17 protein-coding genes are annotated in these 14,094 nt (G+C 64.4%); 6 read left to right on the forward strand and 11 right to left on the reverse strand.

Features of this window, described 5'->3' with window-relative positions; translation table 11 throughout:
• Positions 1-22: 22 nt before the first annotated feature.
• Together FJW04_RS00845 and ureC are read right to left on the reverse strand one after the other, a co-directional pair.
• Positions 23-511 carry a DUF29 domain-containing protein gene (locus FJW04_RS00845; RefSeq protein ID WP_140711784.1) on the reverse strand — a complete coding sequence of 163 codons (489 nt, stop codon included), beginning with the start codon at positions 509-511 and terminating at the stop codon, positions 23-25.
• A gap of 159 nt (positions 512-670) precedes the next feature.
• Entirely contained in the window at positions 671-2,386 is a 1,716-nt protein-coding gene (ureC, locus tag FJW04_RS00850) for an urease subunit alpha (RefSeq protein WP_181172871.1), read from the reverse strand.
• Positions 2,387-2,550: 164 nt separating this feature from the next.
• On the opposite strand from ureC, the gene FJW04_RS00855 reads away from it, so the two are divergent.
• Both FJW04_RS00855 and FJW04_RS00860 read left to right on the forward strand, forming a co-directional pair.
• A complete protein-coding gene (locus FJW04_RS00855; protein ID WP_140711788.1) occupies positions 2,551-2,928 on the forward strand; it encodes a hypothetical protein in 378 nt (125 codons plus the stop codon).
• Positions 2,929-3,042: 114 nt separating this feature from the next.
• Positions 3,043-3,549: a hypothetical protein gene (locus FJW04_RS00860; RefSeq protein ID WP_140660195.1), complete on the forward strand. Its 507-nt coding sequence runs from the start codon at positions 3,043-3,045 to the stop codon at positions 3,547-3,549.
• A gap of 53 nt (positions 3,550-3,602) precedes the next feature.
• Here the strand turns inward: FJW04_RS00860 and FJW04_RS00865 are convergent, their stop codons facing one another.
• Genes FJW04_RS00865 through FJW04_RS00885 form a run of 5 tightly spaced genes read right to left on the reverse strand, consistent with a single transcriptional unit; the run spans position 3,603 to position 5,966 of the window.
• Complete coding sequence (locus tag FJW04_RS00865; protein ID WP_015314507.1) at positions 3,603-3,908, reverse strand: urease subunit beta; 306 nt, start codon at positions 3,906-3,908, stop codon at positions 3,603-3,605.
• 6 nt (positions 3,909-3,914) lie between these two features.
• On the reverse strand, positions 3,915-4,502 hold the full coding sequence (locus tag FJW04_RS00870; protein ID WP_140711790.1) for a HupE/UreJ family protein: 588 nt from the start codon (positions 4,500-4,502) through the stop codon (positions 3,915-3,917).
• 25 nt (positions 4,503-4,527) lie between these two features.
• Complete coding sequence (locus FJW04_RS00875; protein WP_140711792.1) at positions 4,528-4,782, reverse strand: DUF1272 domain-containing protein; 255 nt, start codon at positions 4,780-4,782, stop codon at positions 4,528-4,530.
• 10 nt (positions 4,783-4,792) lie between these two features.
• The gene (locus FJW04_RS00880) at positions 4,793-5,095 is read right to left on the reverse strand and encodes an urease subunit gamma (RefSeq protein ID WP_015314510.1); all 303 of its coding nucleotides are present in this window, start codon (positions 5,093-5,095) and stop codon (positions 4,793-4,795) included.
• A 28-nt stretch (positions 5,096-5,123) separates the two neighbouring features.
• A complete protein-coding gene (locus FJW04_RS00885; RefSeq protein ID WP_140711795.1) occupies positions 5,124-5,966 on the reverse strand; it encodes an urease accessory protein UreD in 843 nt (280 codons plus the stop codon).
• Positions 5,967-6,168: 202 nt separating this feature from the next.
• Between FJW04_RS00885 and FJW04_RS00890 the strand changes: the two genes are divergently transcribed.
• The 3 genes from FJW04_RS00890 (at position 6,169) to FJW04_RS00900 (ending at position 8,541) form a co-directional block, all read left to right on the forward strand.
• Positions 6,169-6,423 (forward strand): acyl carrier protein, encoded by a 255-nt coding sequence (locus FJW04_RS00890; RefSeq protein ID WP_140711797.1) that lies wholly within the window; start codon positions 6,169-6,171, stop codon positions 6,421-6,423.
• A gap of 4 nt (positions 6,424-6,427) precedes the next feature.
• Positions 6,428-7,636, forward strand: a complete 1,209-nt coding sequence (locus FJW04_RS00895) for a beta-ketoacyl-[acyl-carrier-protein] synthase family protein (RefSeq protein WP_015314513.1) — start codon at positions 6,428-6,430, stop codon at positions 7,634-7,636.
• Between the two features lie 200 nt (positions 7,637-7,836).
• Complete coding sequence (locus tag FJW04_RS00900) at positions 7,837-8,541, forward strand: glutathione S-transferase N-terminal domain-containing protein (protein WP_140711799.1); 705 nt, start codon at positions 7,837-7,839, stop codon at positions 8,539-8,541.
• Positions 8,542-8,567: 26 nt separating this feature from the next.
• Here the strand turns inward: FJW04_RS00900 and FJW04_RS00905 are convergent, their stop codons facing one another.
• From FJW04_RS00905 to FJW04_RS00920, 4 genes are all read right to left on the reverse strand, one after another.
• Positions 8,568-8,921 (reverse strand): hypothetical protein, encoded by a 354-nt coding sequence (locus FJW04_RS00905; RefSeq protein WP_015314515.1) that lies wholly within the window; start codon positions 8,919-8,921, stop codon positions 8,568-8,570.
• Between the two features lie 85 nt (positions 8,922-9,006).
• On the reverse strand, positions 9,007-9,627 hold the full coding sequence (locus FJW04_RS00910; RefSeq protein WP_140615341.1) for a nucleoside triphosphate hydrolase: 621 nt from the start codon (positions 9,625-9,627) through the stop codon (positions 9,007-9,009).
• Between the two features lie 138 nt (positions 9,628-9,765).
• Entirely contained in the window at positions 9,766-10,863 is a 1,098-nt protein-coding gene (locus FJW04_RS00915; protein WP_140711801.1) for a hypothetical protein, read from the reverse strand.
• 116 nt (positions 10,864-10,979) lie between these two features.
• The gene (locus FJW04_RS00920) at positions 10,980-12,791 is read right to left on the reverse strand and encodes a methyl-accepting chemotaxis protein (RefSeq protein ID WP_181172843.1); all 1,812 of its coding nucleotides are present in this window, start codon (positions 12,789-12,791) and stop codon (positions 10,980-10,982) included.
• Positions 12,792-13,050: 259 nt separating this feature from the next.
• Here FJW04_RS00920 and FJW04_RS00925 point away from each other — a divergent pair, with 259 nt between their 5' ends.
• Positions 13,051-13,944, forward strand: a complete 894-nt coding sequence (locus FJW04_RS00925; RefSeq protein WP_041163258.1) for a D-alanyl-D-alanine carboxypeptidase family protein — start codon at positions 13,051-13,053, stop codon at positions 13,942-13,944.
• Positions 13,945-14,094: the final 150 nt, after the last annotated feature.

Genomic DNA, 14,094 nt, shown 5'->3' on the forward strand with positions numbered 1-14,094 from the left:
AGCCCTAGCGGACCACGTGGTGCTATTCGCGAATAAGCTGATCCGATGACCACGGCGTGCCGGGAAAATAGTCATGGTCGAGAATTACCCTGATCGAATACGGACAGTCCGCGGGGAAATTGCCCTCCCTCAGGCCGGTCTCGTCCGCCGCCTTCAATCTCGCTATTTTGAATTCTCGTCCGAGCCGCCGTCCCGGATAGGCTTTCAAGCTAGGGCTTTCATCGAGCAGATCTTCGATCTGAAATCGCTGCTCGCGGATGGTCAGCAACCATCCAGTTTTGCGCCTTTCGGGCTGAAATTCCCATTTGAGCAAATGCAGGAGCAAGGTGGCAAGTCTACTCGCAATTTCTCTTTTGTCGCTCCGCCCCAAGCTCTCGATCTCCTCCGCCAGGTTATCGCGATCGAGGTCTGAGAGGCGACCTTCGCGCAACAGCGCGCCTTGCTCGGCGCACCACTGAGCATAATCGGCCTCATAGGGCGTCAATTGCTGTTTTCGAAAAATCTTGTTCATTTAAGTGATATTGCTCTCAAAGCACGTAATTTCCAAGCCAAACGGAAAAGGTAGACCCTTATCCGAACCCTTCGGCGCAACATTCCGCTGCCGCAGTTGACGAAGCGCATGCGCTTTCATGGCGGTTCATTGCCCATTCATGAATTTCAGCGGAACGTCTCAAAACAGAAAGTACCTTTGCGCCATCGGCAGCACGGTCGCTGGCTCGCAGGTCAAGAGTTCGCCATCGGCGCGAACTTCGTAGGTTTCCGGATCGACCTCGATATGCGGCGTGGCGTCGTTGAGCACCATCGAGTGCTTGCCGATGCCGCCGCGCGTGTTTTCGACGGCGACGAACTGCTTGTCGACGCCGAGCCGGCCGTGCAAACCGGACTCGAGCGCGGCCTTCGAAACGAAGGTCACCGACGAATTGGTCCGGGCTTTGCCATAGGCGCCGAACATCGGCCGGTAGTGCATCGGCTGCGGCGTCGGGATCGAGGCGTTGGGGTCACCCATCGGGGCGGCCGCGATCATGCCGCCGATCAGCACCATGTCTGGCTTGACGCCGAAGAAGGCCGGGTTCCACAGCACCAGATCGGCGCGTTTGCCGACCGCGATCGAGCCGATGTCCTTCGACAGGCCATGCGCGATGGCCGGATTGATGGTGTATTTGGCGATGTAGCGGCGGACGCGGAAATTGTCGTTGTCGCCCGTCTCCTGCGGCAATGACCCGCGCTGGCGCTTCATCTTGTCGGCCGTCTGCCACGTGCGGATCGCCACCTCGCCGACCCGGCCCATGGCCTGGCTGTCCGACGAGATGATCGAGAAGGCGCCAATGTCGTGCAGGATGTCCTCGGCCGCGATGGTCTCCTTGCGGATGCGGCTTTCGGCAAAGGCGATGTCCTCGGGGATCGACGGCGACAGATGGTGGCAGACCATCAGCATGTCGAGATGCTCGGCGAGCGTGTTGACCGTGTAAGGCCGCGTCGGGTTTGTCGAGGACGGGATGACGTTGGGCAGGCCGCAGACCTTGATGATATCGGGCGCATGGCCGCCACCGGCGCCCTCGGTGTGGAAGGCATGGATGGTGCGGCCCTTGATCGCCGCCACCGTGTTCTCGACAAAGCCGCTCTCGTTGAGCGTGTCGGTGTGGATCATCACCTGGACATCGTAATCGTCGGCCACCGACAGGCAGCAGTCGATCGCCGCCGGCGTCGTGCCCCAGTCCTCGTGCAGCTTGAGCGAGCAGGCGCCGCCCAGCACCATCTCCTCGAGCGCGGCCGGCAGCGAGGCATTGCCCTTGCCCGACAGGCCGATATTCATCGGGAAGGCGTCGAAGGACTGGATCATGCGTGCCATGTGCCACGGCCCCGGTGTGCAGGTCGTGGCCAGCGTGCCATGCGCCGGACCGGTCCCGCCGCCGAGCATGGTGGTGATGCCCGACATCAGCGCTTCCTCGATCTGCTGCGGGCAGATGAAGTGGATATGCGCGTCGAAGCCGCCCGGGGTCAGGATCTTGCCCTCGCCGGCGATAATTTCCGTGCCGGGGCCGATGATGATGGTGACGCCGTCCTGCGTATCCGGATTGCCGGCCTTGCCGACGGCCGCGATGCGGCCATCCCTCAAACCTATATCGGCCTTGAAGATGCCGGCGCTGGCATCGATCACCAGCGCATTGGTGATGACGGTGTCGACCGCACCTTGGGCACGGGAAACCTGGCCCTGACCCATGCCGTCACGAATGACCTTGCCGCCGCCGAATTTCACCTCCTCGCCATGGATGGTGAAATCCTTCTCGACCTCGATGAAGAGTCCGGTGTCGGCAAGCCGCACCTTGTCGCCGACCGTCGGGCCATACATCTGGGCGTAGGCGGCACGCGTTAGTCTGGCCATCAGCGGTTGCTCCCGAAATGCGGTGTTGGTGAAGCCGGGCTGCACATTGCCGCCCTCCAATGGTCACGCAATGACCCGCTGGGCGACACCTTCCGGACCCATTTGGCGGTTGAGGTTGAAGGGTCACCCCAAAACGACCGTTTGCCAAATCGATGGAAGGAAAATCCATGCGCAAAACGACAATTCTTGCAGCCGCCGCCAGCCTGATGCTGGCGGGTGCCGCCAGCGCCCAGCAGCAGCCCGCGCAACAGCCCGCCCCGACTACGCCGGCTCCAGCCGCACCCAGCGGTCAGCAGGCCGCGCCGGCGATCCAGAGCGTCAACGTGATCGACATCAGCGAGTTGCCGAAGGACACCCAGACGCAGGTCAACCAGGTCATTGCCCAGCGTGGCGATGCCGGCCTGCAGAAATTGCGCAGTTCGATCGATGCCACCCCCAAGGTGAAATCCGCCCTCCAGGCCAAGGGCATGACGTCGGCCCAGGTGGTCGCGGCCAGCATGGAGCCGAACGGCGCGCTGACCCTGATCACCAAGAAAGCCAGCTGACGAACCGGCGCGGCGGGCCGGTATCCGGTCCGCCCACCGAACCGGAGAGGGAACCGTGACAGGGCTGGGGACGTTTCGTTTCAAAGGCCTTGAAGCAAACTGCGAAAGCGAACGATGACCCTCACCACCCTGCCCGATCCCCGATGCCATGCGCGATGGTTGCATGTCATTGCCGCGGCTGCGTTTCTGGCGGCGAGTGTCCCGCGGGCGGCGCTCAACGCGCAGGGCCTGGAAAGTCCCGAGACCGTCGACCGCATCGTCGGATCGCAAGTTAACCAGGAAGAGGCCAAGACGACCGCTGAAATCGGAAAAGTCAGTTCGGCGATCGACCGCACGCGCGAAAACATCAGCACGGTGCGCAAGACGTCCAAGCTCGACAAGGTCGATATCGTGTTCCTCACCGACGCGGCGCGCAGCGAAGGCGGCCCGCCGCCAGCTATCGAGAACAAGGTTCGGCAGCATCAGGACGATGTCACTGAGCTGCGCAAGGAGATCGAGGCCAACGCCCTGCTTTTCAATGCCCTCGATTCGCGGCGCGTCCTTGCACAGGACGTTCTCGCCGTGGAGTTCGACGATCCGGGAAAGATCGTCATCTATGCGGCCGCCAAGCCCTCGGGCTGAGCCCCACGCAGCGCTTGCGCGCGCTGGCCTTGCCGGCCACGCATAAGAAGCCCTCACAGCTTGCCCATCACCTTCTGCTGGAAGCCATGGATTTCACGCTTGCCGCCAAGCGGCACCAGCGTGACGTCCCGTTCCTGCCCCGGCTCGAAGCGCGTTGCGGTGCCGGCGGCGATGTCGAGGCGCATGCCGCGCGCCCGTTCACGATCGAATTTCAGCGCCTCATTGGTTTCGTAGAAATGATAGTGGCTGCCGACCTGGACCGGTCGGTCCCCACTGTTGGCCACTTTCAGGATGACGGTCGGCAGACCCTTGTTGAGCTCGATGTCGCCTTGAACGGGGATGATTTCGCCTGGGATCATGGGTCCTCACACGACGCCGAAGGCGAGGCCGATGCCGATCGCCGCGCAGGCGGCGCCCATGACGCGGGCCACGCCGCGGGACCTCATGCCGAGGCCAAGCCCGACGGCGATGCCGACGGCATGGAGCAGCACGGTGGCGACGGCAAAACCGGCCATATATTCGAGGCCGCCGGCATTTTCCGGCACGTCCGTGCCATGGGCATGGCCGTGCAACAGCGCGAACAGGCCGATGATGGCGACACCGGCCGAAACAGGCAGATCGACCGCCAGCGCCACCAGCAGGCCGAGCGCCACGACGGAGGCCAGTATACCCGGCTCGACGAAGGGCAGCGGCACATGGGCCATGCCCAGGGCCGCGCCACCCAGCATGACGCCGACGAACGCCGCCGGCCAGACCCAGATCGCCTTGCCGTCCTTGAGGGCCGCCCACAGACCGACGGCGAGCATCACCGTCATGTGGTCGAGGCCCGACAGCGGATGCGTGAAGCCGGCCATGGCGGAGGAGGTCGTGCCCATACCGACATGGGCGTAGGCAGGCATCGCCGCCGCCACGAGCGGGATCGCTGAGAGGCACAGGCGTTTGACAGGGATCATCTTACTTGCCTTTCGTTTTGCGGTGTCACGCGGCCTTGCGGGGGCCGCAGCCCTCGGCCTTGAGCACGCGTTTGGTCGAAGCCGGATATTTCTTCAGCATCGCGGCGGGGCGGATCGGTCGGGCCGTAAAATTGCCGCCGCAATTCGGGCAGACGCCGCCAAGCACGCTTTCGACGCAGCCGGCGCAAAAGGTGCACTCGAAGGTGCAGATCCGCGCATCCGTCGCTTCCGGCGGCAGGTCCTTGTCACAGCATTCACAGTTCGGGCGCAGTTCAAGCATGTCTCTCTCCTCACCGGATCGGTTCGTGCACGGTCACCAGCTTGGTGCCGTCGGGAAAGGTCGCTTCCACCTGTACGTCATGGATCATCTCGGCAATGCCTTCCATCACCTGCGCGCGGCTGACGACATGGGCGCCGGCCTCCATCAGCTCGGCCACCGGGCGGCCATCGCGGGCGCCCTCGACGACGAAATCGGTGATCAGCGCGATCGCTTCCGGATGATTGAGCTTGACGCCGCGCTCCAGCCGCTTGCGCGCCACGATCGCCGCCATGGCGATCAGCAGCTTGTCCTTTTCCCTTGGCGTCAGGTTCATGCGTCTTCCTGAAATGATGCGGACACAGTCACAGTGACCATAATTTGGGCAGCCCCGCTTTTCCGTTGAGCAATCCGACGAGCGGGACCAGCCGCTGGCGCAGCTGGTAGCCGTCCCCGGCGTAAAGCCTCGCAAGAAGCTTGCCAGATGTCTTCACGGTCCAGACGCTGGCGCCACCCCGGTCGCCAATGATCTCCCTGGCCTGGTCGAGCAAGGCTTCCGCGCGCGGCGACACCAGCAGCAGCGTGGCCACGGCGATCGCGCCATTTGCTATCGCCGGACGGGCCATGATGTCGGCGATATCAGGTCCGATGCGGAAATCCTCGGCGTGGATGAGGGTTCCTTCCCTGCGGATACGCCAGCGGTCGCGAAAAGTGCCCTGTGTGGCACGTTCGCCCATGGCCAGGCGGCCGAAGACGGCCGCTTCCAGCACCAGCGCCTCGGCCCCCGCGGCAAGCTCGACGTCCAACGTACGGACAAACGCGGCGCGATCGAAGACGATGGTTTCCTGCGGCAGCCAGGCGATGCTGCCGTTCTCTCCGACGGTCAGCCTGACCCGGACTTCGGCATGGTCCGATGCGGCGCGATAGACTTTTTCGCAGGCCTGGGTCGTTATCCCCGCGCTGGCATGCGGGCCGACATCGACATCCCAGCCGAGGCGGTCGCCGCCGGTCAGCCCGCCGGCGGTGTTGATCAGGACGGCCTCCAGCGGGCCGGCCGAAACATACGGCAGCCTTATCTTGGCGGAGCCGTCCTGATAGAGGCGCCGCAGCCGCGTGCGGCCGTCAATGCTGGCGCAACCTAGCCGCGCCTTGCCCGCCGCGCGCTGGGCCAGCTGACCTGAAAACTTGGTATTTTCGATCGTATCCACGCCGTCAGGTTAAGCACTGTGGCGCTTTTGTCGACATATAGCTTGTTGCTTGATGGCGTTTCCGTTTCTATAGAGGGAACCACCTTGGTACGGTCAGGCGACGCTTGGCGGAGGGATAAGGCGAAGATCGCGGCCTGATATCGAGGACAAGAAGGCGCCGTTCAGTTGGCGTCGGGAAACGACACAGTGGGGAAGAAACCGAATGGCTGACCAGCTGGCAGCGGACATCATCGAGAAGATCAAGGCCCATGCCGAGCCGGGCGGCGAGGACATCACCACCACAACCGAATTGACGGCGCTCGGCATCCATTCGCTGGAGCTGACCGAGATCATCTTCGACCTCGAGGAGCAATATGGCATCGAGATCGAGATGAACACGGTCGACGCCTGGAGCAACCTGAAGAACGTCGGCGACATGGTCGAGGCCGTTCGCGCGCTGATCGCGAAAAAAGCCTGACCGAATGCTGAAGCGCGTCGTCATTACCGGCATCGGTGGACTGTGCGGATTGGGCACCGATGCGCAGGCAATCTGGGCCGAGATGCGGGCCGGCCGGTCGGCGATTGGCCCGATCGACAACCCCTTCCTGCACGACCTGAAGGTCAAGACCGGCTGCGAAATCAAAGCCCTGCCGGATCACGGCATCGAGCGCAAGCAACTGGTGTCGATGGATCGCTTCAGCCTGCTGGCGGTGCTAGCGGCGAAAGAAGCCATGCGGCAGTCCGGATTGGTCCCGCATGCGGACAACACCTATCGGATGGGAACCATTGTCGGTGTTGGCGTCTGCGGCTTCGAGACCGTCGAGGAGAATTATCGCGCCATCCTGCTCGAGGGCAAGAATCGCGCCGGTATCTTCACCGTTCCAAGAGTGATGCCGGGCGCCGCCGCCGGTCAGGTCAGCATGCATCTGGGTTTGCGCGGACCGGTGTTCGGCGTCACTTCGGCCTGTTCGTCGGCCAATCATGCCATCGCATCGGCGGTCGACCAGATCAGGCTCGGGCGCGCCGACGTGATGGTGGCCGGGGGCACCGATGCGCCGCTGGTGTGGGGCGTGCTGAAGGGCTGGGAGGCGCTGCGTGTGCTTTCGCCCGACACATGCAGGCCGTTCTCGGCCGACCGCCAGGGGCTGGTGCTGGGCGAAGGCGCCGGCATGGCGGTTCTGGAAAGCTACGACCATGCGATGGCACGCGGCGCCACCATTTTGGCTGAAATCGCCGGCGCCGGCCTTTCGGCCGATGCCTCCGATATCGTCGCGCCGACCGTCGAGGGGCCGGAAGCGGCGATGCGCTTCTGCCTGGCGGATGCCGGGCTCAATCCCGAAGACATCGACTACCTTAACGCGCACGGCACCGGCACCAAGGCCAACGACCAGATCGAAACCCTCGCGATCAAGCGCGTCTTCGGCGACCATGCGCGCGCGCTATCCGTCTCCTCGACCAAGTCGATGCACGCGCATTGCCTCGGCGCCTCGGGCGGGCTGGAGATGATCGCCTGCGTCATGGCGATCCGCGAAGGCGTCGTGCCGCCAACGGCGAATTACCGCGAGGCCGATCCCGACTGCGATCTCGACGTCACGCCGAATGTCGCGCGCGAGCGCAAGGTGCGCGCCGCCATCAGCAATGGCTTTGCCTTTGGCGGCACCAATGCCGTGCTGGCCTTCAAGGCAATCTGACCCCGGGCGGTTACCACCGGCCGGGCGGTCACCACCTGGCCGCGCGGTCACCACCGTTCGCGCGGTCCGAATTGGGTGACTGTCCGTGCGTGGTGAAAGCGGCGCCGCCATATTGATCCGGCCTCGCCGCAGCCCTAATTCTTGGCCGACCCGCCAATATCGCACCGCTTGGTGCGCATCCCCCCGCTCAGGAGTTCCCGATGGCCGACCTGTCCGCCTTTCCGATCGCAAGCCGCTGGCCGGCCAAGCATCCGGACCAGGTCCAGCTCTATTCGGCAACGACGCCGAACGGCGTGAAGATCTCGATCGCGCTGGAGGAAATCGGCCTGCCCTATGAGCCGCACCTGATCAACATCGGCAAGAACGAGAGCTGGACCCCGGAATTCCTGTCGCTCAATCCCAACGGCAAGATCCCGGCGATCATCGATCCCGACGGACCGGACGGTGCGCCGATCGGCCTGTTCGAATCCGGTGCGATCCTGCTCTACCTGGCGGAAAAGACCGGCCTGCTCATGCCTGTCGACGCGGCGCGGCGCTACGAGACGATCCAGTGGGTCTTCTTCCAGATGGCGGCGATTGGGCCGATGTTCGGCCAGGTCGGGTTCTTTCACAAATTCGCCGGCCGCGAGATCGCCGACAAGCGGCCGCTGGAGCGCTACCGCGACGAATCGCGCCGCCTGCTCGGCGTTCTCGACGTCAGGCTGAAGGGCCGCAAGTGGATCATGGACAATGACTACACCATCGCCGACATCTCGCTGCTCGGCTGGGTGCGCAACCTGATCGGCTTCTACGAAGCCCGCGATCTGGTCGGCTTCGACGATTTCGCCAATCTGGCAGCCTGGCTGGAGCGAGGCCTGGCGCGGCCGGCGGTGCAGAAAGGCCTGACCATTCCGGCGCGAGGCTGAACCTGTCAGCCCACGGGAAGAGCGGCCTACTTTGCTTTCGCCTTGGGTCCGCCCCTGCCGACCACGGAGGCGGCAAGGGATGCCACGCCCCGCGCTGTGGCCACGACCGCGCCGGCGGCGACATTGGCCGCGGTGCGAACCTTCGAGCCGCCGCCTGCTTTCGAGCCGCCGGCCACGGCCGGCTTCTTCGCCTGGGCGGGCTTGGCGGCCGCTTTCGGCACGGTCGCTTTCGACCCTGGCACGACTTTTTTCGGCGCCGCCTTGCCGAAGGCCTTCGCATCCTTGGAGCGCTGGGCGATCGCCGGGCCAGCCCCGGCCGTCGACTGCGCCCTCGGTTGTGCCGACTTGCCCCTGGCGGGCTTTTTTGCGTTTGTTGCCATCGGACGGAATCCCTCTTCTGGCATGATTGCCTGGTCGGGATAACGCGTTGTAAGTCTTAAGGTTCCGGCCGAAAAATACTGAAAATTAACCGGGTTGACCAAAGACCAGGTCGGCCGCCCGGCGCCGCGCAAGCACGCGTTCGATGTTGGGCATGTCGTTGGAGGCGATCCAGGCGCGCGCATCCGCCTCGGAACGTCCATGCTCGTGCCAGCGTTCCATCAGGCGGCGTTCGAGCTCGTTGCGCGGCACGTCGACGAAGATCGAGAAATCGAACAGCGGCGCCAGGCGCGACCACGGCTCCTCGTCTAGCAGCAGGTAATTGCCTTCCACCAGGATGAACTTGGTCTCGGCGCCGACAATTGCCGCGGCGGCGCGCGACAATTCCATGCCGCGGTCGAACACCGGAATGGCAATCTCGGCCTCGCCGGCGCGGATGCGCTTCAAAAGCGTCTCGAAGCCGCCAAAGTCGAACGTGTCGGGCGCGCCCTTTCGCGCCCGCAGACCGCGCCGCTCGAGCACGATGTCGTCATAGTGGAAGCCGTCCATGGGCACGACCTCCACCGCGCCTTCCGGCAAAAGGTCATGCAGGCTTGCCGACAGTGTCGACTTGCCGGCGCCCGGCGGCCCGGCAATGGCGACGATGAAGCGATTTGCCTTGCCGGCACGCTTGAAGATGGTGGCGGCGAGGTGGGCGATTTCGGACATTTTTCGGCTCCTTCCGCAGATTTTGGACGCATCTTGTCGGCGGTCGCTTGAAATTTCAAACCGCGATTTGCACGATTTAGAGCGACCGGTTGTGGAGTCAGCAGTGGCGACTGCGATTAGTCCGTTACGGCTTTGTCTTCAGCGCGCCGCTGGCTGGCCGATACGCAGAAATTCGCTATCGAACGGGACCTCCGATGCCGCGGCGCCAGCCAACCGCAGGTGGCCACCCGCCGTGGTGATCGCGCGCGGAGGCTCGCCACCCGACAGGGGCAACGCACCGATGACATGGCGGAACGAGACGCCGCGATCCTGGCCGAGCGCGAACGCGGTCGCCACGCCCTCGCGCTTCAGCCAGTTGTCGCCAAGCGAGGCGGCGTGGCCGACCGCGGTGCGCCCATCCTCGATGCCGAGCACGCCGAGATGGCGGCCGCTCCACGGCGCGTAGTCGCGCCCGCCATTGCTGAACCAGAGCATGGTAACAGGCAGTTCGGCCGGGTTCTTCAGCACCAGCACCAGATCGTCCTCGGCCTGGCGCGCCAGCGCGGTCCAGCCCGGCCCGCCATGGTCGGCCTCGACCAGGGTGAGGAAATCCTCGCGCCGGTCATCCATGCGGTAATCCGCCAGATCGAGCGTGCCGCCGCCGGCAGCAGGGAAATGCCCGAGGTCCGACGACCGACCGGGGTAGGCCAGCATGAAGCGGCCGCGCACGGGGTCCGGCTCCAGCGGGTCGGCTGGCGTGGCGGCAAACCGCTTCGGCGAGAAAGCCAGCCTGCCGCCGCCTTTCATTGCCGTCATCGGGTGATGGGCGACCGAGATCGCGCCGGACCCGCCGGAAAACACATGTTCCTGGTAGAGGAAAGGATGGCCGTCGCGCAGCGTGAAAATCTTGTCGACGCTGGCGCCCATCACCTTATGGCGCAGCCGGAAGACCGCGCGCCAGCCACCATCCGTGGCGCCGCTGTCGACCACATCCCAGGCGCTGTTGGCCGGCCAGCCATGCAGCGGCGCCTCCTCGACATCGCTGCGCGAAAACGGCGCGCACAGAAAGTCGCCGGAGAGCCGGACGGTGCCCCGCGGCAGGTCCGGAGGCAGCGTCTCGCCCGCGTCGATCCAGGGTGCGCGGTGCAGCGGCTTCAACCGGCGCGCGCCGCTCTCGATGATCATGTCGGCGATGTGGCCGACTGTGAGGTCGAGCGAAACCGAAATGCCCTTGGCGTTGATCGTGACTGTATCCATGGCTCTCTCACCCGAATCCGAAGAGTGCCAAGAAGAACCCGTTCGGCGCACCGCGCAAGCGCGCGGGCGCGTATTTTGCATCGGTTTCGCGCTCGCTTCGTCGGAAAATGCCAGCCCTATTGCCGCTTGTAGTCCCGCACCGGCGATTTCGTCCCGTCGGTATAGGTCACCTGCACCGACATCGAGGTCACGCCTTCGGCGACCTTGAAGTAGGGCTGGAAATCATCGGGGATGGCGTAGGGATCCCTGGCATTGCAGGGCGGCATGGGAAGGGTCTTGTCGAGCGCGGCACCATTCAGGCTGTAATGCACTTCCTTGATGGCGCAGCGGTAGGACAGCATCTGCGTGAAATAGACCAGCCCATGATTGCCGCTGGCGTCGAAGGCGATCCATGACGTCCAGAACTGGTCGAGGATCTGCTTGTTGCCTTGTTGCAGGGCGGCATCCGGGTCGAAGTCTATGTCGAACGGGCCGGTCTCGCGCCCCCTGATGTCGAGGTATTTGATCGCGATCGTGGTCTGCGCCGTGCTGTCGGGCAATTCGAAGCTCGGATTGGGCATCGGCTTGCCGGTTCGCTGGTCGTTGAGCGCCAGCAAGCCGGTGTCGGTGAAGGGGCCGGTGCCGCCAAGACCCCAGGATATCGCGGTCGCCGGCTCGGGCAGCGAAATGGTCATCGACCAGCCCTGGTTGGAACGCATCGGCGTCAGCGACGGCGCGAAGCGGGCGGGGTCGAGCACGTCGCCAAGGGCCGCCAGCCGGCTGCGGCCGCGGTCCAGCCAGTCGGCAAGCTGGGTCTGGTCGACGAAATATCCGAGCAGCCCGCCATCCTTCTCGTAAGAGACGAACTTGGTCAGCGCCTGGGCTTCGCTGCGCTTATCGGCCAGCGTCTGGCTGCCGAGCCGATCCTCCGAGAACTCCTGCGCCAACAGGAAATAGGCGGGCGCATAGTCCGGATTGGCGGCGATGAAGGCGTTGAGCTTGTCGAGCCGCTGCGTATCGTCGAACTGCAGCAGGTGGACGAGCTTGATCGATGGCGCCTTGGCTTTCTCCGCGAGCTGGCCGAACACCTCGCGGGCGCCGGCCTTGCCATCCTGGACCCGCAGAAGTGTGGCAAAGCGCGTATAGGGGTCGATGGCGTCGACATCGAAGCCGGCAAAGGCGAGGTAGGAGCGCCGCGCGTTGAGCATGTCGCCCGAGAGCTCGTAGACGCGGGCATTGTGGTAGAACTCGTCCGGCCGCTTCGGCTCGGCGATGGCGCCGCCTTGCGCGGCCAAGGTGGCAAACCCCTTGGCTATCGTGTCGATCGAGGCGGCGATCTGCTCAGTCGTCGCCTGAAGCTTTTCGGCCTGGGCCACTTGCTGCTGCTGGCCGCCCACGAGTGTCTCGGTGGTTTGCTTGACCGCTTCGACGGTCCTTTGCGTCGCGGCGCCTTGGGCCGCTTGCTGCTGCTGGGCGGAGGCGATCTGATCGGTTTTCTGGGCAACCGTGTCGGTCGATTTCTTGACCTCTTCGACGGTCTTCTGGGTTTGCGTGACCGTCTGCTCGATCCTGGCCACCTTTTCGGCGACGATGCCAATCGACTGCTGCAGTTGGGCGATCGCCGGCACCAGGCTGGCGATGATGCCGTTCTGCGAATTGGTCTCCTTCTGCACGGCGTAGACGCCGCCGGCAACCGCCGCCGCACTGGTGGCGAACACCAGCGCCGGCAGCGCCTTGGCCGCCAGCACGAGCCTGAGCACGATGGCAATGGCGATGATGACGGCCGCGATCGAGGCAGCCAGCGCGATATAGGCGGCGAACGGCGCCAGCGGGTTGAGGATGTCGGAAACGGCGCCGCCGATGAAGGCGATGCTGCCGGCCCATTTGCCGGTGCGGCTGAGCGACGCCCTGATCAATGACGGCGCGGCGCCAGCCCCAATGTCAGCCATTTTGCGAGCCCCCCTGCCGCCAGATGCCACGCTCCTTCCCACGGGAAACGCGGCTTTGGCAAGGAAAGACAGGAAACGGGCGATTTCGGGGCGGTGGCAAGGCTTGGTTCCTCTCCCTGGCCTCTGGCGGGTGGGGAAACAGGTCGCGCCGGCACTCGACATTCCCGGGGCTAACCGGCATTAACCAAATGGACGCACCCGCCGCGTTACGTTAGCTTCGCCTTATCTCAGCAACAGCATCGCCAGAACAGTCCAGCCCTTGTCCTTGCCGCGTCTCTTTCCGCTCTTCCAGAAAATCCTGGCTGTCCTGGCCCTGGCGGCCCTGACGGCCGGCTGCTCGACCACGGCCCCGCCCGACAGCGTTCTGGCCGTGCCGGCGCCGCCGCAGAAATACGCGGCCATCGTCGTCGACGGAAAGAGCGGCAAGCAGCTGTTCGAGGTCAATTCGACGGCGCAGCGTTATCCGGCCTCGCTGACCAAGATGATGACGCTCTATCTGCTGTTCGAGGCGATGGAGACCGGCCGCGTCACCAAGGAAACGCAGATCCCGGTTTCCGACCACGCCGCCTCGCAGCCGCCAACCAAGATGCGTTTCCGGCGCGGGGAGACGATCGATGTCGATTCCGCCATCCGCGCCATCGTCGTCAAATCGGCCAATGACGTGGCGGTGGCGGTGGGCGAATATCTCGGCGGCTCTGAAGACCAGTTCGCCGCCATGATGACATCCAAGGCGCGCCAGCTCGGCATGAGCAGCACCACCTTCCGCAACGCATCGGGCCTGCCCGACGACGGCCAGATGACGACCGCCCACGACATGGCGGTGCTCGGCATGTCGCTGCAGCGGCGCTTCCCGCAGCACTTCCATTATTTCTCCGAAAGCGACTTCATGTTTCGCGGCCGGCTGGTGCGCGGCCATAATGACATGCTCGGCCGCGTGCGCGGCGTGAACGGCATCAAGACAGGCTATATCAGGGCTTCCGGCTTCAACATCGTCACCTCCTACGATGCCGACGGCCGCCAGCTGATCGTGGTGGTGATGGGCGCCGACAGTGCCCGCCAGCGCAACGACCATGTCGAAGCGCTGATCCAGCGCAGCCTGTCGCCCACCATGGCCGACACCAAGACCAGGCTGATGTTCGCCGAACAGCAGTGAAGTGAGGCGTGATCCGCGCAGCGGACAAAAAGCCACTTGCCTGGCTTTTTGAACGATGAACGGTGAAGACACGGTCCGCCCTTGGGCGGACGCCGACCCAAGTCGTGCCTTGGTCACTGTAAAAACCTCACAGCCGGCTACCATCTTGCG

This window comes from Mesorhizobium sp. B2-7-3 (assembly GCF_006440715.1).
GTDB lineage: Bacteria > Pseudomonadota > Alphaproteobacteria > Rhizobiales > Rhizobiaceae > Mesorhizobium > Mesorhizobium australicum.

Bases quoted from the DNA above. Each gene is read 5' to 3' on its own strand.
- FJW04_RS00845 (WP_140711784.1), bottom strand. From the start codon at position 511: ATGAACAAGATTTTTCGAAAACAGCAATTGACGCCCTATGAGGCCGAT.
- FJW04_RS00855 (WP_140711788.1), top strand. From the start codon at position 2,551: ATGCGCAAAACGACAATTCTTGCAGCCGCCGCCAGCCTGATGCTGGCG.
- FJW04_RS00860 (WP_140660195.1), top strand. From the start codon at position 3,043: ATGACCCTCACCACCCTGCCCGATCCCCGATGCCATGCGCGATGGTTG.
- FJW04_RS00865 (WP_015314507.1), bottom strand. From the start codon at position 3,908: ATGATCCCAGGCGAAATCATCCCCGTTCAAGGCGACATCGAGCTCAAC.
- FJW04_RS00870 (WP_140711790.1), bottom strand. From the start codon at position 4,502: ATGATCCCTGTCAAACGCCTGTGCCTCTCAGCGATCCCGCTCGTGGCG.
- FJW04_RS00875 (WP_140711792.1), bottom strand. From the start codon at position 4,782: ATGCTTGAACTGCGCCCGAACTGTGAATGCTGTGACAAGGACCTGCCG.
- FJW04_RS00880 (WP_015314510.1), bottom strand. From the start codon at position 5,095: ATGAACCTGACGCCAAGGGAAAAGGACAAGCTGCTGATCGCCATGGCG.
- FJW04_RS00890 (WP_140711797.1), top strand. From the start codon at position 6,169: ATGGCTGACCAGCTGGCAGCGGACATCATCGAGAAGATCAAGGCCCAT.
- FJW04_RS00895 (WP_015314513.1), top strand. From the start codon at position 6,428: ATGCTGAAGCGCGTCGTCATTACCGGCATCGGTGGACTGTGCGGATTG.
- FJW04_RS00900 (WP_140711799.1), top strand. From the start codon at position 7,837: ATGGCCGACCTGTCCGCCTTTCCGATCGCAAGCCGCTGGCCGGCCAAG.
- FJW04_RS00905 (WP_015314515.1), bottom strand. From the start codon at position 8,921: ATGGCAACAAACGCAAAAAAGCCCGCCAGGGGCAAGTCGGCACAACCG.
- FJW04_RS00910 (WP_140615341.1), bottom strand. From the start codon at position 9,627: ATGTCCGAAATCGCCCACCTCGCCGCCACCATCTTCAAGCGTGCCGGC.
- FJW04_RS00915 (WP_140711801.1), bottom strand. From the start codon at position 10,863: ATGGATACAGTCACGATCAACGCCAAGGGCATTTCGGTTTCGCTCGAC.
- FJW04_RS00920 (WP_181172843.1), bottom strand. From the start codon at position 12,791: ATGGCTGACATTGGGGCTGGCGCCGCGCCGTCATTGATCAGGGCGTCG.